We start from the raw sequence: 22,152 nt of genomic DNA, 5'->3' as shown, positions 1-22,152 counted from the left end.
TTACAGTTCTTTCTTGGCCCGGTTCCAGTACTCGTCCATTTCGGCCAGCGTCATCTCACCCAGCTTTTTACCGTCCGCTTTGGAATGTTCCTCCATGTACTGAAAACGCTTAATAAACTTCTTATTAGTACGCTCAAGTGCCGTTTCGGGATTGATTTCGACAAAGCGGGCGTAGTTGACCAGCGAGAACAGCAAATCGCCAAACTCAGCCTCGGCTTCTTTGGTATCAATGGCTTCGCCGGTATCCGCGTTGAAATGGGCTTTGAACTCCTGCATTTCTTCCTCAACCTTCTCCCACACCTGCTGCCGCTCGTCCCAATCAAATCCCGCGCCCCGGGCCTTTTCCTGGATACGCATGGCCTTCACCAGCGCTGGCAGCGACTGCGGTACCCCCGACAGCACCGAACGGTTTCCTTCTTTGAGTTTGAGCTGCTCCCAGTTTTGCTTCACCTTTTCGGCGGTATCAGCCACCACAGTACCACCCTCCGAATCACCGTAGATATGCGGATGACGGGAAATCAATTTTTCGCTGATGCCGTGCAGTACATCGGCTATATCAAAGGAACCCGTCTCGGAACCGATCTTGGCGTAGAATACCATGTGCAGGAGCAGGTCGCCCAGTTCCTTTTTTACCTCGGGTAGATCATTCTCCAGTATCGCATCCGATAGCTCGTAAGTCTCTTCGATGGTGAGGTGACGCAGGCTATCCATGGTCTGCTTACGGTCCCAGGGGCACTGCTCGCGGAGCTCATCCATGATCGTCAGTAAGCGGTCAAAAGCCATTAGTTGTTCCTGACGTCGCTCAGGTAGTTCATTGAATCTATTTTCCATAGCACAAAGGTCGTGAAAAAATACCTCATGGCAGCGGCCACCGTGGCAGCGGCCAACCGTCCCAACCCTTCTCCTACAGAAGAAGGGCTTTAAAATTCCCCTCTCCTCAAAGGAGAGGGGTTAGGGGTGAGGTAAAAAAGGCCGCCGTAGCAAAGTGACTACGGCAGCCCTAAAACTAAAAGCTGATATCTAAGAGCTACCAGCTATAACCTACACCTTCAGCTTAGTCAGGTTGTTGTAGCTGATCTCGATGGCTTTGAGCGGCGGGTTCTTCTTGGCAACGTCCTGCTCAACGAAGAAATGCTTGAGACCGGCGGTCTTCTGCGCATTGAACAGGCGCTGGAAGTCGATAGAACCGGTTCCTACTTCGGCAAAGGCACGCTCGGCGCTCTTTTCCATGTCTTTGATATGCCAAAGTGGGTAGCGACCCGGATCTTTCTTAAATAGCTCTACGGGATCTTTACCTGCAAAAGAAACCCAGTACAGATCCAGCTCCATTTTCACCAGCTTAGGATCGGTCCCTTTCAGGATCAGGTCGTAGGGAACCTGACCGTCGATAGGCTGGAATTCGAAATCGTGGTTGTGGTAGGCAAACTGGATGCCGCTCTTCTTACAGGTCTCGGCCGCTTTATTGAACAGGTCAATGTGCTGCTTGTACTGATCCAGCGTCTTCCGCTCTTCGGGGAAAAGGAAAGCACACACCATGTACTTCTGACCGATGGCAGCTGCATCCTCTACGGCCTGCTCCCATCCTTTCGACAGAGTACCTACCATGTTAGGCATAGTATTTCCCGTCATGTAGTGACCGCTGGGGGCGCTCAATCCGTTGTCTTTGAGCAGGGCAGCAAACTCTTTGGGCGTCTTGCCGAAGAATTTACCGTTGCCATATCCGAATAGCTCAACTTCCTTATAGCCAATTTGGGCCGCCTTACTGATGGTACCTTCTACATCCTTACCCAGTTCGTTACGAAGGGTGTACAGCTGCAGACCAACCGGCTTGGAGGGTTTCGCAAAAGAGTCAAAACGGGTTAGCAGGGTAGAAGCTACGGCCAGCGAACCAGCTTTGAGAAACTCCTTACGAGAGATTTTATTCAATGATGTCATTTTTGGTTGATTGATATAGTTAGGTACTTGTTTCTACTGTTTCTTGGGTACTATCCGCAGGCGATCGATCTGGTCGGTATTGCTGATAAAGGCGATCTTCTTGCTATCCGGCGACCATGAGGGTGTATTGATCGTCCCTTGTCCACCGTAAACATACGCAACTACTTTCATCTGTGAAACATCCGGCTTCCCGTTCACCATGGGCATCAGCCGCAGGTACACCTGGCGGTAAAAAGGGTGATCGTCCGGCTTCACATCTTTCAGGAACGACAGGATCACCATCCACTTACCATCCGGCGACGGGTGCGGAAACCAGTTGTTGAACTCATCATTGGTAATCTGCTCCTGCTCACTGCCATCAGCCGTCATACGCCAGATCTGCATCAGGCCACTGCGGGTGGAGTTGAAGTAGATATACTTGCCATCAGGGCTGTACTCGGGTCCGTCGTCAAGGCCTTTGGCGGTGGTCAGCTGCACTTCGGGCTTGCCTCCGCTGGAGGGTATTTTGTAGATATTGAAGTCTCCGTCACGCTCGGCGGTGTAGGTAAGCCACTTGCCGTCGGGCGACCAGCCGTGCAGGTACGAGTGCCCGATGGGCGTGATCTTCTTAGGCTTACCGCCCGTTACGGGTACCGTATACACGATGGATTTATTGTTTTCTTCCTTGCTGCTCTGGCTGAGGCCCAACATCTTCCCATCAAACGACAGTACGTGGTCATTATTATTGTTCGTCACGAAATCGGTATTGAGGACTGTGGGGGTACCCTTAGCCATATCGTAGCGGTACATCAGTCCCTTGCTGTTGTAGAGCAGGTACTTATTGTCGGGTGTCCAGTTCGGAGCCTGCAGCGACTCAGGCGACTGGTAGATGATGCGGCGCAGACCGGTAGCCACGTCCATGATCTCGAGGTTACTGCCGATGTACTCGCGGTAGGGTACGAAGTTGTCCCGGGCCGGAACCGCGATCCGGACATTGCGGAAAGTACCCTTCTCCAGTACATCAGGGTTATGCGAGCAGATAAACAGCCCCACGTACACCTCATCGCCCAGGGCAAGGTCAGATACCTCTTCGCTTACAAAAGTACCTCCGTCCTTCGCTACGGACATAATATATTTATTTCCCTTACGGGCCAGTTGAATGACCTCCGCACCAGTCAGTGACGAGCGCTTTTCCTCGGTGTTACCGCCCTTAGTACGGCGGTACTGCAGAGCCGTGAGTCCATCGCCGTGGACGGCAGCATTGATATGGGTAGAGTTGGAATCAAGGCTGGTCCGAATGATCCAGCCTACCTTGCGGTGCGGATCTACGCCTTTGCCAAGCAGTTCAGCATCGGCCCGGAGGATAAAGTCGCCGCTCATCTTTTTCCATACCATAAAGTACTCATCCGCCCCGAACCACATATTGGTACCGGCACCGGTGAGGGTGTAGGTTTGATCAGCGGGGTTGTAGCTGGCGGAGCCTTTCAATTTCACTTTTCCTACATCTGCCTGCCCCTCAAACAGTCCCAGTTGGGCCTGCTGAGCCCATACCGAACTGGCGGAAGCCGCGAAGAAGGCTACTGCACAAAATATTCTTTTTAATACTGCTTTCATAGATTGGTCTGATTTGATTTATCAGATGTATAAATGCAGTTGTGTACCTTCTTCTACCCTAAAGACCCAGCCAATAGCTTCCTGCCGATGCTTTTTAAGCCAACAAACTACTTAGATTGAACTACTTATCCACAAGCTATAATCCTGTCTCCCACAGGCACTGGTACTCGGCCAGGAGCGTCCAGTTGTGGGCCTCGCATATCCAGTGCATGTGCATGAGCGGGTGAATGGCCAGCCGGTACAGCAGCGGATGCTCATAGGCGGTCAGCAACCCGGCTATAAAAAAATAGAAGCCTTTAAAGTCTGCTGCGGTGTAGTTTTCTATCGGAATACGCGCCGGCCGCTCACCCAGCCGTAGCAGCGAAATAGCCAGTATAACCCGATCCATGGGATGATCGGCTTTCTGTAAAAGGGCAGTAGTATCCCGGATCAGCTTATCCCGTACCGAATGCAACTGGGGAGGATCAAAGGCGGCCAGGAGCCGTACCACATGGTAGATGATCAGGGGCGTGCGGGGGTACTGGTGAGCACAGCGGAAGGGCTCAGTCAGGTACCGGTCTGTTTCGATGACGGAGCGGATATAGGTGAGGCTGTCTTCGTCGTGCTGGTTGAGAGGCAACTGGTATTTGAATATACAGTAAAGCAGGTTACTAAGTACACAGGCATCAAATTCAATGTACATGTTCTTGCCGAACCAGGTGGAGTAGGCCCGCAGACGGCGGTAGTCGGGGTAGGTATTCTTTATCCACAACCTGGTGCCGTTGGCGTGCAGGGGGAGTTTTTCTTTGAGCCAGTGTAGTTCCTCGGGGGTAGGTGACGTGGTTAGGTACGCCAGGGCGGTATCGTCTACGTCGTCAGGTATGCGAAAGTGCTCGAAGTGCCGGAACAGGTACCCATTAGGAAAGTGCTTTGAGGGACGCGTCTGCCAGAAATTATAGGTCTTTAGGCCATCCTTGTTCTGAAACAGTGGGTAGTTAGCCACTACTTTGGCCACAATAGCATCTATCTCCTCCCAGATAGCAGTATCCGCTTCTTTACTCCTTATAGACTGCAACGTGAAAGCCGTGATAGCCGAAAAAAACATAGTTGTATCCGGCCGATGGTACCCGATCAGCGAATTGGAACGGTAGGACGGAAACAATCCTGGCGGGAAATAGGGTTGTCCCACCGATTGCAGAGAAGAAATTTTAGTGATTAGCTCTTTTAACATACTATCTCCTTACAGACTGCACAAATTTGGCACGGTAGTTGGCTCCAGTTTTGATTCGTAAACCCATAAACTCTTAATGAAACGATTACTTTTTAGTCTGATAGTCACCGCGCTGGTGACAGGCTCTGCGCATGCCCAGCAGTCTTTTATACTCTCTTTGCTTAAACATAAAGGTTTTGTAAGTACTACCGCAGGATATAGTATACCTACCCTGTCCCCTTTTGGCAAAAATAATGAAAAGATGATGGGGTACGGTAAGAGTGCTCAGGCTTCGGTCGGGTACCGGCTGGGACGCCACCTGGGTGTTGTCACAACCTACTCCTATACCACCAACACGATCCGTAAGGATGTACTTCTAGCCTCCACTACGACTACCGGAGTAGAGATCAACACCTGGGAAGCCAGGGCCTCCGACTGTTCCCTCCAGACACTGATGGTAGGCCCAATGCTGACGTTTAACCTGGGGCGCTTTATGCTGGATGCCCAACTAACCGGCGGTTATTCGCTGGCTACCAGTCCGCGTACCGAACTACATACGGAATTTGCCCAGCTGCCTTTGTCCATGATCACTCCTTCGCAGAATACGGAGGCTATCGCGGCCGGAGCCGGATTAATGCTCCATTACAAACTCAACCGCTGGCTGGCTGCTCAAGCTTCGGCCCACTATATAACGGCTGATCTGAAGTATGAAAATCTGGCGAAAGAAGTCACCATTGGCAAGCAGCATACTACCGAGGTACTGCCATCCAGTCAGCCGGTAGGGCTCCTGAATGTGGGTGGTGGCCTCAGCATTCTTTTTTAATAGTGCTATTCCTACGTTATAACTCCTCCTCTTGAATCAGAAAGCCCGTACAGCAATGACGGGCTTTCTTCATTATTATACCAGCTGAATTACAATAAAGCCAGATTTAGAGTCCATACTGCTCCTTCACCCTCTTTACCAGAGGCCCCAGAGTAAGTCCTTGTATCAGGATGGAGAATACGACTATACAATAGGTAATAGACAGGATGATCTCCTTATTCATGGCCTCCGGCAGAGACAGGGCCAACGCTATGGATATACCACCACGTAGCCCTCCCCAGGTCATGATCATGGGGGTACGGGGCATAAAGTTGACAGCCCGGCGGAGCATCAGCACGGGTACCAATACGGATATGAAGCGCCCCAACAAGGCAATAAATATACCAATCAGACCCGGCAGCCAGTACTCATCCAGGAATGAAATAATTACGATTTCCAGTCCGATCAGGACGAACAGCAGCGCGTTGAGCAGCTCATCCACCAGCTCCCAGAATTTATCCAGGTACTCTACGGTTTCTTCGGACATGGCTTCGGCCCGCCCGCGGTTACCGATAAAAAGGCCCGCTACGACTACCGCCAGGGGACCTGAGAAGTGCAGGGCCGTAGCCAGCGCGTACCCACCCATTACCAAGGCCAGCGAGAGCAGTACCTCCGTCTGGTAGTGATCGATGGATCGCATCAGGTAGTAGGTAATATAGCCCAGGCCCAGGCCCAGCAAGAGGCCCCCGCCTACTTCTTCACCGAATAGCAACGCTACTTCGCCGGGTGTTACTTCGTCGACTCCCAGGGTAGCAATCTGCAGAATGGTCAGGAACACGACTACTCCGACCCCATCATTAAAGAGTGATTCCCCCGTAATTACGATTTCCAGGCTCTTGGGTACTTTGGCTTGTTTGAGTATACCCAGTACGGCTATCGGATCGGTAGGCGAAATGAGTGCACCCAGCAGCAGGCAATGGATGAAAGGCACGCTGTAGTTGAGCGCATTAAGTATGTAGTAGAACATCCCTGCCACCAAAAAGGTGGAGAGTAGTACACCAATTGTGGAAAAGCTTAGAATTGACCACCGCTGCTCCCTCAGCAGATCCATATCGGTATGCAACGCCCCCGCAAACAGCAGGAAACTCAGGAGTACCTCCAGCAGTACTTCCGAAAAATCTATTCCGCTGACCCAGCCCTTTATATTTGCCAGTAGCTCGGGGCTTATTCGCCCGATCAGCAGCAGGACGATCGAAAACAGTAAGGCGATGAGCATGAGCCCAATAGTGGTAGGCAGCTTTACAAATCGGAAATTAACGTAGGCAAATAAGGCACAGACTGTGGTAAGAATAGCAATAACACTAAATAAATCCATAAATGATGTACGTTTATTAGAAGGATATAGGGTTGCCTGTATAAATCAAATATACCATTTATCTTTGACCTACTACCCTCCTGTTACCAGTAATGAAGAAAACCTCCTCCCATTTCCATACGCCTGACTTTGTACGACAAGTTAAAAACTTCCTGGTGTACATCTTTAACCTCGACGAAGGTAAAGCAGAAGAAGAGCATACCATAGAAGACATAAATAAAGGTGTAGTGTTTAGAGGTACCAATTTGTGGGTACTTATCTGTGCTATATTCATCGCCTCTATTGGTCTGAATGTCAACTCCACGGCGGTCATCATAGGAGCTATGCTGATATCCCCACTGATGGGTCCAATCATGGGACTGGGGCTGGGAATCGGAATCTTTGATATGGAGCTTATCCGGAAAGCGCTCAAGAACCTTAGTATTGCGATGGTCATCAGCGTGATTACCTCTACCATTTATTTTTTGATCACCCCACTCAGCGACGCCCAGACCGAAATACTTGCCCGTACCACCCCTACCCTATGGGATGTAATGATCGCGCTTTTCGGAGGATTTGCCGGTATTATAGCCAGTACCCGGGCCGAGAAAGGCAATGCCATACCGGGTGTGGCCATTGCTACGGCCCTGATGCCGCCGCTCTGTACGGCTGGCTACGGCCTGGCCACTTCCCAATGGAATTTCTTCTTCGGGGCTTTTTATCTGTTCTTTATCAACTGCGTTTTTATAACCCTTGCCACGGTTGTGATAGTAAGGTACCTGGGGTATACCCCCAAGCAATACGTAGACGATCGCACGGGGCTACGGGTACGGTATACGGTGGCGGTGGTGGCTATTGCGACCATGCTTCCGAGCGTAGTGATTGCCTACAACGTTGTACAGCGCAGCCTGTTCGAGCGCAAGGCCCGTAACTTCTTGGAAAGAGAGATGAATTATAGCACGACGCAAATCATCAGTCAGCAGCTGGTCTACAAGCCCGATACATCCCGGATCGTAGTAACCTGTATCGGCCAGACACTCGATAGCTCCCGGATCAGCTACCTGAGTCAGCGCCTGCCTGTGTACGGCCTCAACAAAACAAACCTGATCATACGACAGAACTACAACGAACTTAACGCGAAGAGCATCCAGGAGCTAAACCAGCAGCTCAGGACGGGTATACTTGAGGACTTGTACCGCAAGAATGAAGATGTGATCCGTGACAAGAATGCGCGTATTTCATTGCTGGAAGACGAAGTACTACGCTACCGGACACTCAACTCCCAGTCGGCTGATATAGGAAAGGAGTTGAAGATACAGCATCCGGGTCTGGCGGAGTTTTCACTTTCGTCTTCTCCGGTGTATAATCTCGAAACCATGAAGCCCGATACAGCTTTCCTGGCTTACGCCCGATTCAGCCGCCGACCCACAACTGCCGAAATAAAGCGGATTGAAGAGTGGCTGAAAGTCAGAACCAAGACCCAGAAACTAAGGCTGGTGATGCAGTAAGTAGGGCACAAAAAATAAGGTCCCGCCAATTGGCAGGACCTATTTCCATTGTTTTGGTTCTTAGTTGTTGAAGTTATTTATCTTGAGCTCTGGTAGAGTATTCTACTACTACCGTCACTTTATATTCGTTGATTGCTGCCTCTTACCTCTGTCAGCCTCTACTTTTCGCTCCTGTATATACCAGCTGGCTGCAATTACAATACCAAAAAGCTCACTTATGATCTGATATGGGCCTGCAATTGTCTTAAGTTCCGGTATCAGCTACCTGCTTGCTTATGTACTAGTAGGTATGCAAGCATACTATCTGTCGCCAAAGATACACCTTTTGAAATTCTTCCAGCTAAAAACCTTGCAGTCTTATAGAAATTAAGTCATGTCCCCAGGGGGAGTGGTGACCAGGTAGTAACCAACCGTTCACGAAGTAACCACGTCAAAAAGGCCTCTCCGGACTATCCGTAGTAGTAACAAAGCCGAAATGGCACTATTATTGCGAACGCCTGTAGACGAATAACCAGCAGATGATGACGAAAAGGAATAGGTGGATTAGCTTCATAGCCTTCTGCATATTTGGGCTGATCGCTTCGGTAGCTCATGCATCCCATATCCTAGGTGGAAACCTGATCTTTTCTCCAAAGCAGGGACAAAGCGGCCTCTACACCGTCAGTGTGGTGCTCTACTACGACGCTAACAGCAGTGACCCCAATCCGGACCAGGAAGAAGTTACCGTTTCTTTCTTTCGCAAGCGAGACAATGCCCGCCAGCAGGACCTTCGCCTGAAACGTATCAGTAAGGAGCCACTGGCATTTACTAATCCGGGCTGTGCCCGCTCCCGCAACTTAGAGATCAACGTTGTTACATTCACGGCGGACGTCCGTCTCACAGCCAGTCAGTACAATGACACCGACGGCTACTACATAGCATGGGAACGCTGCTGCCTTAATAGCTCCGTCGCGAATATCAAAGGAGCCGGCTCGGCTTCCATGGTACTCTATGCGGAATTTCCATCCTTACAGACTCCTAACAGCTCTCCGGTTTTCAATTCGGCCAATGGGGAGATTCTATGCCTTAACAATCCGTACCAGTTTGAAGGAGGAGCTACGGATGCCGACGGTGACGAACTGCGGTACCGACTGGAAGTACCTTTCAGCAGTACACGTGCGCCCTTTCCCATTGATCCGGTGGCCCCCGCTACTACTGGTCCTTATCCTCGGGCAGAGTGGTCAAGCGGATACGGACTTTCTAAAGTCATACCCGGTAATCCGTCGCTGAAGGTAGAGCAAGCCACCGGTACTATTAGTCTTACTCCCACCCAGGCTGGCCTCTTTGTGTACAGAGTCGTAGCCGAAGAGTACCGAAAAGGTCGTAAGATTGGCGAGGTACACCGCGACTACCAACTCCTGGTCATCGACTGCCCCGACGAGAACCCTACACCGGTTAGCCTGACCACATTCACCCCTCCTCCGGGCTACACTACTCAGGAAGGTGATGAGGCCCTTGAAGTAGGTATTTGCCGGGGTGATACCCTATTTCTGGAAGCAGATCCTGATCCGGCCTGGGCGTATCAGTGGCAGCGCAATGGCGTTAACCTAGAGCGCAGTACCAAGCCATCCATCTCTATCACCCAGGAAGGAGTCTACAATGTCATCAAGACCTACGCCAACCGCTGTGGATTTGCCAGGGCGATGGGTGAGAAAATTGAGATAAAGTACCGTCCCCAGCCTGAGCCTGTAATCCAACCCGGCCCAACTGCCAGTATATGCGAAGGCGTAGCCGTAACACTCACAGCCCAGGGGGGAGCGCCAGACTGGCAGGTACGCTGGCAGAGAGACGGACAGCCCATACCCAATGCTACCAGCACTACGCTAGCGGATGTAAAGCTGGAAGGCACCTATGTGATACAGGTAAAAAGCAGCACCTCGACCTGCACGGGCTCTGATACTGTACAGGTTAGCTATAAGAACCGCCCCAATGCGCAGCTCATACACACCGCCACAGAGTTTTGTGAAGGCGACAGCCTGCGCCTGCAGACCAGTCAGAGCTCAGGCCTGAGCTACGTCTGGTTCCGCAACAACACACCTCTCCAGTTTCCCATCACCTCTACCCTCTATGTACATACCGGTGGTATATATAAGGTTGACGTGATTGACACCGCTACCGGATGCTCAAGTACATCCGATTCGTTGCCTATTCGCATGAATCCGGTACCCAAAATTGCTTTTGATTCTATCCCGGCTCTATGTGGTCTGGCCAACGCCAACGTGCCCCTGGTAGCGAGTCCGGCCGGTGGGGTATTTTCGGGCAAGGGCGTAGCTGGTACTACTTTTGAACCTATGAAAGCCGGTGCGGGCTTGCACCTGATTACCTACCTTTATACCAGCACCAACGGCTGTACCCGCTCTGCCACCCGCACAGCCGAAGTAGTACAGGCGCCGCGGGTTCAGCTTGCTAGTGGTAAATCCATACTGGCGGGTAGTAGCGTATTAATCCGCAGTTCCGTCACTGAGGGGGCTACGTATAGCTGGAGCCCGCCCGAAGGGCTGGACGATCCAACCATTGCGCAGCCCACCGCCACCCCTACCTCAACCACCACGTACCGCCTGCGGGTATCTACGGCTGATGGATGTTATAATGAAGATGAGATCACGATAGAGGTACTGCCGCTGGTCACCATACCTAATGGGTTCACTCCCAATGGCGACGGCGTAAATGATACCTGGCAACTTGCCGATATAGCTGCCTATCCAGACTGTGAAGTTGAGATATTTAACCGCTGGGGCAGCCGGGTATTCCGGTCGGTAGGATACCCAGGGGAGTGGGATGGCCTTTATGAAGGGAAAGAGCTCCCTGCTGCTACCTACTATTATGTTATTAAATTTAATGACCGGATTCCCTCCCGAAGCGGCAGCGTCACAATATTCAGGTAAAACAAAACGAGGCTGCCCTTAATAGAGCAGCCTCGTTTTGTTTTATAAATTGATTTTATCAGAAAGCTAATCACTAACTCCTAACAGCTAAAAAGCTACACCCCTTCCGCTACAACTTCTTTCACGTTAGGTACCATACGGGTCAGCAGGTTCTCGATACCTGCTTTCAGCGTAAGGGTTGACGACGGACAGCCACTGCATGAACCCTGCAGCAACACCTTCACTGCCCCCGACTCTTCGTCGAACGAGTGGAAACTAATAGCACCACCGTCGGACTCTACCGCCGGACGCACGTACTGGTCCAGTACGGTCTTGATCTTCTGTACGGTTTCAGAATCGTTGGCGTCTACGATGATCGTATTCTTATCGATAGTACGCTGCTCAAATACCGGCTGGTTTTCTTCAAAGTATATCTTCAGGAACTGCTTGGTATCCTTAAGTACCTCTTCCCACAGCGTTTCTTCATCTTTGGTGATAGTAATGAAGTTGCTGGCGATAAACACGCGCTGAACGTACGGGAACTGGAACAGGTCACCCGCCAGTGGAGAAGCTTTTCCTTCTTCCAGCGCAGCCTCCAGGTTGGGATAATCAAATGATAGCCCATCAGGTGCCAGCATGAAGTTCAGTACAAACTTCATGGAGTTGGGATTAGGGCTCAGCTCAGTATAGATATAAACAGGTCGCTTTAACATGGTAGTTAGATAGTAGCTATTGGGTTACGACAGGAGCGGGATTTAGTAGAGAAGTATTCACTCCATCCCTCCCAGAACATAAAAAAAAAATTTTTGGTTTACCACAAACTGTTTTCCTTTTAAAAAGCAACAGCCCGCCGGAAGGGCGGGCTGTGCAGTGTATCGTATGTACCGGCAGTACGAGTACCACCGATAAGATTCTACGGATTAAGCTTCGGCCTGAACCGGCTGAGCCTGGATTGGCTCAATGTGAACGTACGACTTGTTGTCGCGTGTCTTACGGAAAACTACGTGTCCATCAGCCAGAGCGAACAGTGTGTGGTCACGTCCCACACCCACGTTACGACCTGGGTTGTGCTTAGTACCACGCTGACGCACGATAATATTACCCGCTTTGGCAACCTGTCCACCGAACAGTTTTACGCCAAGGCGTTTGCTTTCTGATTCACGACCGTTTTTCGAGCTACCTACACCTTTCTTGTGTGCCATGATGTTCGAATAGTTATAATGTTTTTGTAAAATTTTAACTCTTTACTCTCGGCAAATGGTCTTCACGCAATCGTTACTGACCAAACGCACCGCCCTTGATTAGAGCTTGATCTCGTCGATACGAATCCGGGTCAGGTACTGACGGTGTCCGTTTCTAACACGATAGCCCTTACGGCGCTTCTTCTTGAAAACGATCACCTTCTCACCACGGAGGTGTTCTACGATGGTTGCATTTATCGAAGCTCCACCTACTGAAGGTGCTCCGATCTGTACATCGCCTCCGTTATCTACCAGGAGGACTTTGTCAAACACAAGTGCAGCGTCCACGTCACCTTCAAGCCTATGCGTGAAGATTTCGCGGCCCTTTTCAACTTTAAATTGCTGCCCTGCGATCTCTACGATTGCGTACATGATTCTTAACTAGTTAAACTATTTTTTCAAAATGAGGTGCAAAGATAGTTACCTGCCGATAGAATAGCAATGATACCTTCCAAATATTTTGATTCTCAGCGCAATTAACCGCCACTATTTACGTATTTTCGTAGTACTTAGAAAAGACAGAAGCCGAAGCGTAGGGGAAACAGGTAGGTGGGCTGTCTATACCCAGTGTGACACTCAAATGAGAAAATTATTGTTTGTATATTTAGTGGCAGCCTTTTCAACCGCGCTGGCTCAGGCACCGGTCGAAAAGGAGCCCTTAACGGAGCCTCTGGCTGCCGATACACTGGCAACAGCCGGTCTCTTGTCCACACCTGTTCCCAAAGTCAAATGGGCTGCTCTGGATACGCTCCTGAACAATTCCACCGACACAACGTATATCATAAATTTCTGGGCTACCTGGTGCCGTCCCTGCGTGGCCGAATTGCCTCACTTTGAGCAGATTCGGGAGGACTATGGCCGCCATAAAGTCAGGGTTTTATTAGTTAGCATGGATTTTGCAAAGGATATAGAAGACCGGGTCATTCCTTTTGTTAATAAAATGAAACTTAAGAACACGGTTTGGCTATTAAATGAACCGGATGCGAATAGTTGGATTGAGCGGGTAGATGCCTCCTGGTCAGGTGCCTTACCGGCTACGTTGATAATAAATTCGGCCCGTCCGCGACGTATGTTTTTTGAAAAAGCATTAGATTACGAAACGTTGGCACGGGAACTGAGCTATTTTATTGAATACTAATACATCCTATCAAATGGAAACAAATAGAAGTAAAATAAAGGTACCCTTCTGGCTGACTATTGCCCTGCTCACCGGAACAGCTCTGAGCGGGTTGGCTCTGGCCAAATCGGCAGTGGTAGTTACCTCAGCTTCGAAGCTGCTGCCCAGAGGGCTATATCCCGACTTTAGTGCCGGGGTTGTTCAGCCCGACGGCTACCAGGTAGGTGACGTGGTAAATAACTTCCGCCTCAAAAACGTGGATGGCCGGATGATTTCTCTCTCCGACTTTACCAGCCAGAAAGGCGTGATCATAGTTTTTCAGAGTAATCACTGCCCGTTTTCCAAGGCATACGAAGAGCGTATCATAGCACTGGACCGCAAGTTTAATACACAGGGCTATCCGGTACTGGCGATCAATCCCAGTGACCCTGCCTCCTACCCCGACGATAACTTTGATCAGATGCAGTACCGGGCCCGTACGAAGGGCTATACCTACCCCTTCCTGTCGGATGAAAAGCAGGTGGTAGCACAGGCATTCGGCGCTAGCCGTACGCCACAGGTATTTGTGCTCAAACACGCCGGAGGAGGTAAGTTTACGGTACAGTATCTGGGTACCATTGACGACAACCCACAGGATCCGGCGGGTGTTACCAAACGCTATGTAGACGACGCCGTGTCTAATCTGCTGGTCAGCAAGCCCGTCGTGATTACGACTACCAAGGCCATTGGGTGCGCTATCAAGTGGCGGGAAATGTAAATAAGATCAACTATATTATACAGCCGGAGCCAACACTCCGGCTTTTTACTTCTGACCTCTTATGAATAAGTCACCCCTGACTTTTGCCTTTTCGGCATTACTCGTTACCTTGGAGTCCTATATCTCAGTATTCAACCCACTCCCCGCTATCTAATGCTTACGCGCCTATTAGCTATCCTTTTACTGACTTTATCATTTAGTTCGAGCCTCATCATGGCCCAAGCCGTCACTAAAACGTTTACAGCAGAGGAGGAATTTACAGAAAACTGCGAAGGTCCCGCGGTTGATGCCGATGGAAATATCTATGCCGTTAACTTCGCGCAGGATGGTACCATCGCTCAGATTAGCCCCCGTGGACGCACCAGTTTCTTCATCACCCTACCCAAAGGCAGTACCGGCAACGGTATCCGCTTTGGCGATGCCACGACCTTCTATATAGCCGACTTTACCGGTCATAATGTTCTTAAAGCCGACCTCAATACCCGTCAGGTGACGGTATTTGTACATGAGCCCCGCATGAACCAGCCCAATGATCTGGCCATCACGCGCAGCGGACACATCTTCTGCTCCGACCCCAACTGGAAAGAAAGTACCGGACAGGTATGGCACGTATCGCCCGAAGGCAAAGCACGCCTGGTGGCGGAAAATATGGGTACGACTAACGGCATAGAGGTCAGCCCGGACGAGAAGACCCTGTACGTTAACGAAAGTGTACAGCGCAATGTGTGGGCCTTTGATCTGGCTCCGGATGGTACTCTGTCCAACAAGCGCCTTCTCACAAAATTTGAGGATGGTGGGATGGACGGTATGCGCTGTGACGTGGAAGGAAACCTATACATAGCCCGCCACGGCAAGGGAGAGGTAGCCATAGTATCCCCGCAGGGTAAACTGCTGCGTACCATTCCGACCATTGGCAAGAAGGTATCCAACATCTGCTTCGGAGGCCGTAATGGCAAGACCTGCTACATTACTTTACAGGACCGGGGCTGTCTCGAAACCTTTAAGTCTAAAGTAGCCGGACGCGAATGGGCAATGATGAAAGACTTCACCAAGAAGAAATAGCTACTCTCTCCTTTGTTATTCGTGCCCGTGTTGTTGTATTTTGCGTGCTATACCTAATGCAAGTACATACTCATGAGTCAGCGTCCCATTGATATACAAAAAGCCCTACGGAGTTTCAGATACGCCGGAGAAGGTATGGTAAGTCTGTTCAGGTATGAGAATAACGCCCGCATTCACTTATTGGCAGCCGTAGCAGTTATTCTGCTCGGCTTCTTTTTTGAGATATCCATTGCCGAATGGGGACTTATCATCACCCACATTGGCCTCGTATGGATGGCAGAGGCATTCAACACCGCATTCGAAAAACTGGCAGATCTGGTTTCGCCTGACTACCACCCTACTATCAAAGCGGTGAAAGATCTAGCGGCCGGTGGGGTACTGATGGTAGCCTTGTCGGCGGTCATAGTGGGCAGTTTGGTTTTTGTGCCTAAGCTACTGGCCTTTTTTCTCTAAGTACCTACTGTAAATTCAAAGCCCTGCTATGCGCTATTGTATACTATTCTCATTGCTTCTGTGCCTATATAGTACAAGTCAGGCTCAAATTAACCAGTCCGGAACCATCCAGTCAGGAACCTCCGATATGGCCCGGGTACGCCAGTGGTACGACCGCGAAACCATCTACCTGATGGGTCCTAACCGTTACGTCAAAAACAATACGCTGTATAGTGGACATCAGCAGCTTAAGCGGGAGTTTGTGATATCGCAGGGAGGTATGCAGCTGTACCTGCGCTCGCGTCGGATGCGTAACATCGCCACGGTGATATCACTGGCCGGATCGGCCGGTTCTATCTACTCCCTCGTGACCGGCAACCGTAACAATGTCAAGACGTTCTTCTGGATATCTCTGGGTACCGGACTGGTATCCTCTACCCTAACTATGCAGGCCAATAGCCAGCTCGGCCAAGCTGTGTGGCTCCGCAACCGCGACGCCCTTATTCTTTTGGAACAGCAGAAATAAATTTGTTGATCTTTAAAACAAGCGCGCCCCGAATCAGGTCCGGGGCGCGCTCTTTATTAAGCAATAACTATTTCGCTTAGAACTTCATAGGTACCGAGAAGCCGGTATTGTCCCACTGAAAATCCAGCGCATTATCCTTTACGTTAAAATTCAGCTTCTCAGCTGAGTTACTGTACTTCTTGGTAGGTACTGTTACTGACAATACGTCTTTGTCTTTGATCTTGTCGTAGTTGTAAGCGCCCCACTGCTTGCGCTCGCTGTTCAGGATCACAGTCCACTCTTTGTCACCTGGCACAGAGAATAACGTGTAGGTACCGGCCTTTACAGGCTTGCCACCAAATGTTCCATCCTTCTTGAAAGTAATCTCGGTAGCTTCGTTGGCACCGGTCCGCCATACTTTGCCGTAAGGCTCCAGGCTGCCGCTACCATCTGCACCAAACAAGGTACGTCCGCGCTTGGAAGGCTGTCCGTACATAACGCTTACATTTTTGCCTTCGGCAGTTACACGTGGGCTGGGTTTAGCCTCCTGTGCAGTAGCCCAGGCAAAGGCAACAAGGGTAAGGAACAGAGTCAAGATAGTCTTTTTCATACTAGTAGATTGGAATGATAGTTGATAATCGTGTAGAAAACGTCCGCAAATCTAAAAACTTGTTTGACCTGCACAATATCAAATCTTATAAATTAAAAACATACACATAATCAATAGGATAAAATCGAGCGGTAACACTACCTAAAACTACCGGGATATAGACGCTATTTGAGCAGATTTATGTACTTTTGAAGAAGGAGCATCGTAAAGCGAATGACCGAACGTAACAACTTCTTCGACACTAAAATTGAATTCCTGAAAGGTGTAGGACCACAGCGCGCTACCCTGATCAACAAGGAAATCAACATCTTCAACTATGGAGACCTGCTGCAGTACTACCCGTTTCGTCACGAGGACCGCACGCGCTTTTACCGGATCAGCGAACTAACTGAGCTACTTCCGGGCGCTCAGGTCAAGGGACGGCTAAAAGACTGGGAGATCATAGGTGAAGGCGCTAAGAAGCGACTCGTAGGGCAGTTTATGGATGGCACCGGTGTGCTGGAACTGGTCTGGTTTCAGGGCATCACCTGGTTTGAGAAGATCCTGCGCCGCAATGCTGAGTACGTCGTGTACGGCAAGCCCGCCTTTTTTGGGGGTAAGTACAGCATCACCCACCCCGAGATAGAACTGCTTACTCCCGAGAACGAGGCCGGAGGTTTTTTCCAGCCGGTGTACCCGCTCACGGACAAGCTCCGCAAACGGTTTGTAGACAGCCGCGCCATTGGCAAGATGATCCGCACGTTGCTCGAGCTAGCGACGCCCCACATCCGCGAGACGCTCCCGGAGTCGCTCCGCCAGCAATACCGGCTCATCGGCAAAGCCGACGCCCTCTGGAACATCCACCTGCCGCAGAGCCAGGCGCACCTGACCCAGGCACAGCGACGTCTCAAGTTTGAGGAGCTTTTTTACAACCAGCTCCGGCTCATCAAGAACAAGCTCCTACAGAAGAATGAGTTTCCCGGACAAATATTCACGCACGTTGCCCTCCTGCGCGACTTCTACGACAACCACCTGCCTTTTGAGCTGACCAACGCCCAGAAGAAGGTACTGCGTGAAATCCGGGATGACCTCAAGACCGGTAAGCAGATGAACCGACTCCTACAGGGTGACGTGGGTTCGGGCAAAACCATTGTAGCCTTTATTACCATGCTGATGGCTATCGACAGTGGTGCGCAGGCCTGCCTGATGGCGCCTACCGAAATCCTGGCTGACCAACACTACAATGGTCTTAAAGAATTCGCGGACCTGTTAGGCCTCAACATCGGCAAACTCACCGGCTCCAGCCGCAAAAAGGAACGGGACGCCATACACGAGCAGTTGCAGGACGGCTCTATGCAGATCATCGTAGGTACCCACGCCCTGCTCGAAGATGTGGTCCAGTTCCAGAACCTCGGTCTTTGTATCATCGATGAGCAGCATCGCTTCGGGGTAGCCCAGCGGGCCCGGCTGTGGGCTAAAAATGAGCGCGTCAATCCGCACGTACTGGTTATGACGGCTACGCCCATCCCACGTACGCTGGCCATGACCCTCTACGGCGACCTGGATATATCGGTCATAGACGAGCTACCCGCCGGACGTAAACCCATCAAGACCGTCCACCGCTACGACGCCCACCGTGCTACGCTATTCGGATTTCTAAAAGAGGAGATCGCCAAAGGACGGCAGGTATATATCGTTTACCCGCTCATCGAGGAATCGGAGAAGATGGACCTGAAAGACCTGATGGATGGCTATGAGAGTGTATCGCGCTCCTTTCCCGAGGTACCTCTCAGCATCCTGCACGGCAAAATGAAACCTAAGGATAAGGAGTACGAAATGGCCCGCTTTCTCCGCCAGGAAACCAAGATCATGGTCGCTACTACGGTGATAGAAGTAGGGGTAAACGTACCCAACGCGTCGGTGATGGTGATTGAAAATGCCGAGCGCTTCGGACTGGCGCAGCTCCACCAGTTGCGTGGCCGCGTAGGCCGGGGAGCTGAGCAGTCGTACTGTATCCTGATGACGGACTTCAAGCTGAGCAAGGAAACCAAGAAGCGCCTCGAAACCATGTGCCGTACCAACAACGGCTTCGAAATAGCCGAGGTAGACCTCGAGCTACGCGGACCCGGTGACCTTTCGGGCACCCAGCAGAGTGGTATCATGGACTTCCTCATCGCTGACCTGGCCAAGGACGGCGAGATACTCAAAGCCGCCCGCGCCTCCGCCGAAGCCATCCTCGACCAGGACCCGGAACTGGTACTACCTCAGCACGATCCCATCCGCTCACACCTGGACAACCTCCGCCACGCCGAGACCAACTGGAGCCGGATTAGCTAAGGTTGTTGTTTGCTGTATTGCGCAAAGGCCTGGGGAGACACGGGCCATGGAACAGCTTTACCAGAACATACTGTCAGCTCAGTTCGTGACCCTCGCCAGTGGATAGTTCCCAAACCGCCAAACTAAGGCGAGTCCAGCTGACCACATCCTTCACCGGCAGGTGGTACGACTGAGGCAATCCGATTGAAAATAAGACCGAATCATTGCCCTTCGCATTGGATGACTTGCTTTTTAGTAAACCTTATTCCTCAAAACTGTAAAACCGCAGCATGGTTTCTTGAATCAGTACCTCCTGCTGGTACATTTTGATTTCCCTGATCCACTCCTTAAACCACCCCTTTTTTCGCTTATAGGAGGCTTGAATGTCTTCCTCCATGTCGGCAATTTCTTCTTTCAGCTTCTTTTTATAGCGGGTAAACTTACTTTTACTAAACTGATGGTTTCGGTCAAAAAATTCATCGAAAAGCCCCATACTGCTGTATTTCATAAAATCAACTTCCTCCTTTATTACGTTCAATTGCTTCTGGAGAATTTTGTTGTAACGTTTGAGCATATCTTCGGCCAGGAAAGTGGCGTCGGCCTCTTTTTCATCAAGGTGTTCGATTTGCAGCTTAAGAAGCGTCAGAAAATCATTGCTCTTATAGGCCGTCGTAACCTGTTGAATTATATCTGTATACCGGACTTTGAGGGCTTCGTCGAGTTCGCGGTCTGGATGGTACTTCTTTACTAGGCGCATATATATAGTCTTGGCATCCTGCATAAGCACCCGGTCTTGCTTGCTTACCTTCTGTTTAGTAGCCGGGTCATAGTTTCGAATATCTTCGGCCTCCTGCTCCTCCCATTTTTCCGAAATTTTCTGTTGAAACTCGTCCTTATTTTCCCGCAAGTAGGTTTCCAATCCCTTCTCCATCATTTCTTTGATATTCATCTCTATCCCAAACTCGTCTTTAACCTTTTGGGCGTAGTCAGCCAGTTCGTCATCACTGGGAAGGAGGGGTTCTCTGCTGTATTTTTCAAAAATAGCTTTTAGTTCGGCGTCCCCATATCCGTTTTGCTGCATCAGGATACTCGTTTGTTCCACCATGTAGGGTTCAAACCAGTCTTTATTTAGTTTTCCAACGCCCAGTTCGGTGGCTAACTCGTCAAGGCGAAGTAAACGCTGTCTGAACAGCTTATTTTTTTGGTCAATCAGAGGACTCAGTTCGTTTTCAATCCGGGGCATGACGGTTTTTATGCCCTCTTCCATATTCTGCTGCAATACTTTGTTTGCCTCAATATCCTTCAAAAGCTTTTCGTATTTCAGTTGCAACCGCGATCGGAGGACTGCTTTTTGTTTATCAGTTCTTTCTTCATAATTCAGATTTGTTATTGCCCTCGGGTGAATAGCTGATACATCCTTTGGGGCTTGGTCTGATTGATGGCAGCCAGGATACAAGCCTCACTATGTAGTTGAGATCTATACAAAAATAATGATTCTAACCATTCTACTGCCTATTTCCGGGATGTTCCCCTTCAAAACACCAGAAGAGATCAAACCTATCCAGGTCTTTGTATCAGCAGAAGAAATAGCCTACTGCATGTGCCCGACGCCATTAAGGCAGATATGGCCCGTATCATGCAGGAGGTGCGAGGTGTGGGCTTAGGAGGTTTTGGTAGTTTTAAACTGGCGAGAGAGGAGTACTGGGTAGGGCATGTGGGAACACGGCCTACGGGTTCGAGTTTTTTTTAAGAGAGATACCTCAGCTGTGTATCTACGCAAGGTGGAGACACAGGCCAGAGAGGAAGGTCTGTGGCAGCAGTAACTATGACACCCCTTATTACACAATACTATTTAACTTTTATTAAGTAGGTACTTAGCAGACAGCACTCTAATTTTGATGCTATTTAAATCGAAGGAGAATGTCAGCTAAAAAGATAGAAATCAGGTGGCTCTGGGCAGGGCTTTTGATAATCTTGCTATGCTATATTGATGTCTATGTATGGCTTTATGCGAATAAAGATCAACAGACCGCCCGGTACAGGTCGACATCGCTTCCGAGTGATTTCAAGTACAACTTCCCACAGGATACAGAGGAATTCAATTTCCAAACTCCACGGGGTGGCCTGTTGAATGCCATACTCTTCAAGGTACCAAAAGCAAAAGGAGTAGTTTGTTTCTGGAAAGGGAATGGGGGAACATTAGCAAACTGGGGTCACATGGCTCCTACTTTTCTGCAATCTGGTTATGATGTATTAATAACCGATTATCGGCAGCATGGTAAAAGTAAAGGCCCTCTCAGCTTAGCCAATTTCTATAGCGATGCCCAGACGGTTTATGACACCTTAAAACATCGGTATCGGGAAGCCGATATTGTCATTTGTGGGTACTCGTTAGGAGGCAGGGTGGCGGCCCATTTGGCGTCTGCAAACCGACCTAAATTCACTCTGCTGATTGATCCGGCCTCAGCCGGTGGTGACTTTAGCGACCGTTTTACTGATCTGCTTTACTATCCATTCCCGTCTGTGAATGGTTTTGTCTTTCCCACCGAAGAGGACGTACAAAAAGCGCCAAGTCCGGTTGTCGTCATCAGTACCGATAACCCAAACAGTACCGCTCATAAGCTCAAAGCCTATTTAGACTCCAGCGACTGGTTTGTAGCCTTACCAGGATCAACCCACGAAACCATTCTAACGCATACTCAAACAACGCAGCTAATCAAAAAGCTACTCGCAAGCCCTTAGCTATTTATTTGATGACTAATTTTTAATCTATCTCCATGGTATGTAGGTACACAGATCACGAGAAGGAATTCCTACATTGAGTGCTCTTCTTATAGCACACTTACCTC

At 50.0% G+C, this 22,152-nt stretch carries 21 protein-coding genes; 11 read left to right on the top strand and 10 right to left on the bottom strand.

Going from position 1 to position 22,152, the window contains the following annotated elements; all coding sequences use genetic code 11:
- From mazG to JUB14_RS04975, 4 genes are all read right to left on the bottom strand, one after another.
- Window positions 1-831: a nucleoside triphosphate pyrophosphohydrolase gene (gene mazG / locus JUB14_RS04990; RefSeq protein ID WP_207504655.1), complete on the bottom strand. Its 831-nt coding sequence runs from the start codon at window positions 829-831 to the stop codon at window positions 1-3.
- A gap of 210 nt (window positions 832-1,041) precedes the next feature.
- Window positions 1,042-1,935, bottom strand: a complete 894-nt coding sequence (locus tag JUB14_RS04985) for a sugar phosphate isomerase/epimerase family protein (protein WP_207504654.1) — start codon at window positions 1,933-1,935, stop codon at window positions 1,042-1,044.
- Between the two features lie 33 nt (window positions 1,936-1,968).
- Window positions 1,969-3,528 (bottom strand): TolB family protein, encoded by a 1,560-nt coding sequence (locus JUB14_RS04980; RefSeq protein ID WP_207504653.1) that lies wholly within the window; start codon window positions 3,526-3,528, stop codon window positions 1,969-1,971.
- A gap of 136 nt (window positions 3,529-3,664) precedes the next feature.
- Complete coding sequence (locus JUB14_RS04975; protein ID WP_207504652.1) at window positions 3,665-4,738, bottom strand: hypothetical protein; 1,074 nt, start codon at window positions 4,736-4,738, stop codon at window positions 3,665-3,667.
- Window positions 4,739-4,814: 76 nt separating this feature from the next.
- On the opposite strand from JUB14_RS04975, the gene JUB14_RS04970 reads away from it, so the two are divergent.
- Window positions 4,815-5,540, top strand: coding sequence for a hypothetical protein (locus tag JUB14_RS04970; protein WP_207504651.1), 726 nt, complete (start codon window positions 4,815-4,817; stop codon window positions 5,538-5,540).
- A 106-nt stretch (window positions 5,541-5,646) separates the two neighbouring features.
- Here JUB14_RS04970 and JUB14_RS04965 read toward each other — a convergent pair whose 3' ends face one another.
- On the bottom strand, window positions 5,647-6,894 hold the full coding sequence (locus JUB14_RS04965; RefSeq protein ID WP_207504650.1) for a cation:proton antiporter: 1,248 nt from the start codon (window positions 6,892-6,894) through the stop codon (window positions 5,647-5,649).
- 92 nt (window positions 6,895-6,986) lie between these two features.
- Between JUB14_RS04965 and JUB14_RS04960 the strand changes: the two genes are divergently transcribed.
- Window positions 6,987-8,381: a TIGR00341 family protein gene (locus tag JUB14_RS04960; RefSeq protein ID WP_207504649.1), complete on the top strand. Its 1,395-nt coding sequence runs from the start codon at window positions 6,987-6,989 to the stop codon at window positions 8,379-8,381.
- Between the two features lie 518 nt (window positions 8,382-8,899).
- Complete coding sequence (locus tag JUB14_RS04955) at window positions 8,900-11,305, top strand: T9SS type B sorting domain-containing protein (RefSeq protein ID WP_207504648.1); 2,406 nt, start codon at window positions 8,900-8,902, stop codon at window positions 11,303-11,305.
- Window positions 11,306-11,400: 95 nt separating this feature from the next.
- Here the strand turns inward: JUB14_RS04955 and JUB14_RS04950 are convergent, their stop codons facing one another.
- The 3 genes from JUB14_RS04950 to rplU form a co-directional block, all read right to left on the bottom strand.
- On the bottom strand, window positions 11,401-11,997 hold the full coding sequence (locus tag JUB14_RS04950) for a NifU family protein (protein ID WP_207504647.1): 597 nt from the start codon (window positions 11,995-11,997) through the stop codon (window positions 11,401-11,403).
- Between the two features lie 207 nt (window positions 11,998-12,204).
- A complete protein-coding gene (gene rpmA / locus JUB14_RS04945) occupies window positions 12,205-12,486 on the bottom strand; it encodes a 50S ribosomal protein L27 (RefSeq protein ID WP_207504646.1) in 282 nt (93 codons plus the stop codon).
- A 99-nt stretch (window positions 12,487-12,585) separates the two neighbouring features.
- On the bottom strand, window positions 12,586-12,897 hold the full coding sequence (gene rplU, locus JUB14_RS04940) for a 50S ribosomal protein L21 (RefSeq protein ID WP_207504645.1): 312 nt from the start codon (window positions 12,895-12,897) through the stop codon (window positions 12,586-12,588).
- Window positions 12,898-13,105: 208 nt separating this feature from the next.
- Between rplU and JUB14_RS04935 the strand changes: the two genes are divergently transcribed.
- The 5 genes from JUB14_RS04935 (at window position 13,106) to JUB14_RS04915 (ending at window position 16,419) form a co-directional block, all read left to right on the top strand.
- Window positions 13,106-13,663, top strand: a complete 558-nt coding sequence (locus JUB14_RS04935; protein ID WP_207504644.1) for a TlpA disulfide reductase family protein — start codon at window positions 13,106-13,108, stop codon at window positions 13,661-13,663.
- A gap of 13 nt (window positions 13,664-13,676) precedes the next feature.
- Window positions 13,677-14,399 carry a thioredoxin family protein gene (locus tag JUB14_RS04930; RefSeq protein WP_207504643.1) on the top strand — a complete coding sequence of 241 codons (723 nt, stop codon included), beginning with the start codon at window positions 13,677-13,679 and terminating at the stop codon, window positions 14,397-14,399.
- A 213-nt stretch (window positions 14,400-14,612) separates the two neighbouring features.
- Entirely contained in the window at window positions 14,613-15,461 is an 849-nt protein-coding gene (locus tag JUB14_RS04925) for an SMP-30/gluconolactonase/LRE family protein (RefSeq protein WP_229367527.1), read from the top strand.
- Between the two features lie 72 nt (window positions 15,462-15,533).
- Window positions 15,534-15,914, top strand: a complete 381-nt coding sequence (locus tag JUB14_RS04920) for a diacylglycerol kinase family protein (RefSeq protein WP_207504641.1) — start codon at window positions 15,534-15,536, stop codon at window positions 15,912-15,914.
- 28 nt (window positions 15,915-15,942) lie between these two features.
- A complete protein-coding gene (locus JUB14_RS04915) occupies window positions 15,943-16,419 on the top strand; it encodes a hypothetical protein (protein ID WP_207504640.1) in 477 nt (158 codons plus the stop codon).
- A gap of 76 nt (window positions 16,420-16,495) precedes the next feature.
- On the opposite strand, the gene JUB14_RS04910 is transcribed toward JUB14_RS04915, so the two are convergent.
- The gene (locus JUB14_RS04910; RefSeq protein WP_207504639.1) at window positions 16,496-17,008 is read right to left on the bottom strand and encodes a DUF2911 domain-containing protein; all 513 of its coding nucleotides are present in this window, start codon (window positions 17,006-17,008) and stop codon (window positions 16,496-16,498) included.
- Between the two features lie 213 nt (window positions 17,009-17,221).
- On the opposite strand from JUB14_RS04910, the gene recG reads away from it, so the two are divergent.
- On the top strand, window positions 17,222-19,324 hold the full coding sequence (recG, locus tag JUB14_RS04905; protein WP_207504638.1) for an ATP-dependent DNA helicase RecG: 2,103 nt from the start codon (window positions 17,222-17,224) through the stop codon (window positions 19,322-19,324).
- Window positions 19,325-19,565: 241 nt separating this feature from the next.
- Here recG and JUB14_RS04900 read toward each other — a convergent pair whose 3' ends face one another.
- A complete protein-coding gene (locus JUB14_RS04900; protein WP_207504637.1) occupies window positions 19,566-20,609 on the bottom strand; it encodes a hypothetical protein in 1,044 nt (347 codons plus the stop codon).
- A gap of 294 nt (window positions 20,610-20,903) precedes the next feature.
- Here JUB14_RS04900 and JUB14_RS04895 point away from each other — a divergent pair, with 294 nt between their 5' ends.
- Entirely contained in the window at window positions 20,904-21,053 is a 150-nt protein-coding gene (locus JUB14_RS04895; protein WP_207504636.1) for a hypothetical protein, read from the top strand.
- A gap of 170 nt (window positions 21,054-21,223) precedes the next feature.
- Window positions 21,224-22,045: an alpha/beta hydrolase gene (locus JUB14_RS04890; RefSeq protein ID WP_207504635.1), complete on the top strand. Its 822-nt coding sequence runs from the start codon at window positions 21,224-21,226 to the stop codon at window positions 22,043-22,045.
- The last annotated feature ends 107 nt before the right edge of the window (window positions 22,046-22,152 follow it).

This window comes from Telluribacter humicola, from assembly GCF_017355935.1.
Classification (GTDB): domain Bacteria; phylum Bacteroidota; class Bacteroidia; order Cytophagales; family Spirosomataceae; genus Telluribacter; species Telluribacter humicola.
Note: the sequence above shows the minus strand (reverse complement) of the source record. Positions and strands in the feature narration are given on the sequence as shown.

Bases quoted from the DNA above. Each gene is read 5' to 3' on its own strand.
- mazG (WP_207504655.1), bottom strand. From the start codon at position 831: ATGGAAAATAGATTCAATGAACTACCTGAGCGACGTCAGGAACAACTA.
- JUB14_RS04985 (WP_207504654.1), bottom strand. From the start codon at position 1,935: ATGACATCATTGAATAAAATCTCTCGTAAGGAGTTTCTCAAAGCTGGT.
- JUB14_RS04980 (WP_207504653.1), bottom strand. From the start codon at position 3,528: ATGAAAGCAGTATTAAAAAGAATATTTTGTGCAGTAGCCTTCTTCGCG.
- JUB14_RS04975 (WP_207504652.1), bottom strand. From the start codon at position 4,738: ATGTTAAAAGAGCTAATCACTAAAATTTCTTCTCTGCAATCGGTGGGA.
- JUB14_RS04970 (WP_207504651.1), top strand. From the start codon at position 4,815: ATGAAACGATTACTTTTTAGTCTGATAGTCACCGCGCTGGTGACAGGC.
- JUB14_RS04965 (WP_207504650.1), bottom strand. From the start codon at position 6,894: ATGGATTTATTTAGTGTTATTGCTATTCTTACCACAGTCTGTGCCTTA.
- JUB14_RS04960 (WP_207504649.1), top strand. From the start codon at position 6,987: ATGAAGAAAACCTCCTCCCATTTCCATACGCCTGACTTTGTACGACAA.
- JUB14_RS04955 (WP_207504648.1), top strand. From the start codon at position 8,900: ATGATGACGAAAAGGAATAGGTGGATTAGCTTCATAGCCTTCTGCATA.
- JUB14_RS04950 (WP_207504647.1), bottom strand. From the start codon at position 11,997: ATGTTAAAGCGACCTGTTTATATCTATACTGAGCTGAGCCCTAATCCC.
- rpmA (WP_207504646.1), bottom strand. From the start codon at position 12,486: ATGGCACACAAGAAAGGTGTAGGTAGCTCGAAAAACGGTCGTGAATCA.
- rplU (WP_207504645.1), bottom strand. From the start codon at position 12,897: ATGTACGCAATCGTAGAGATCGCAGGGCAGCAATTTAAAGTTGAAAAG.
- JUB14_RS04935 (WP_207504644.1), top strand. From the start codon at position 13,106: ATGAGAAAATTATTGTTTGTATATTTAGTGGCAGCCTTTTCAACCGCG.
- JUB14_RS04930 (WP_207504643.1), top strand. From the start codon at position 13,677: ATGGAAACAAATAGAAGTAAAATAAAGGTACCCTTCTGGCTGACTATT.
- JUB14_RS04925 (WP_229367527.1), top strand. From the start codon at position 14,613: ATGGCCCAAGCCGTCACTAAAACGTTTACAGCAGAGGAGGAATTTACA.
- JUB14_RS04920 (WP_207504641.1), top strand. From the start codon at position 15,534: ATGAGTCAGCGTCCCATTGATATACAAAAAGCCCTACGGAGTTTCAGA.
- JUB14_RS04915 (WP_207504640.1), top strand. From the start codon at position 15,943: ATGCGCTATTGTATACTATTCTCATTGCTTCTGTGCCTATATAGTACA.
- JUB14_RS04910 (WP_207504639.1), bottom strand. From the start codon at position 17,008: ATGAAAAAGACTATCTTGACTCTGTTCCTTACCCTTGTTGCCTTTGCC.
- recG (WP_207504638.1), top strand. From the start codon at position 17,222: ATGACCGAACGTAACAACTTCTTCGACACTAAAATTGAATTCCTGAAA.
- JUB14_RS04890 (WP_207504635.1), top strand. From the start codon at position 21,224: ATGTCAGCTAAAAAGATAGAAATCAGGTGGCTCTGGGCAGGGCTTTTG.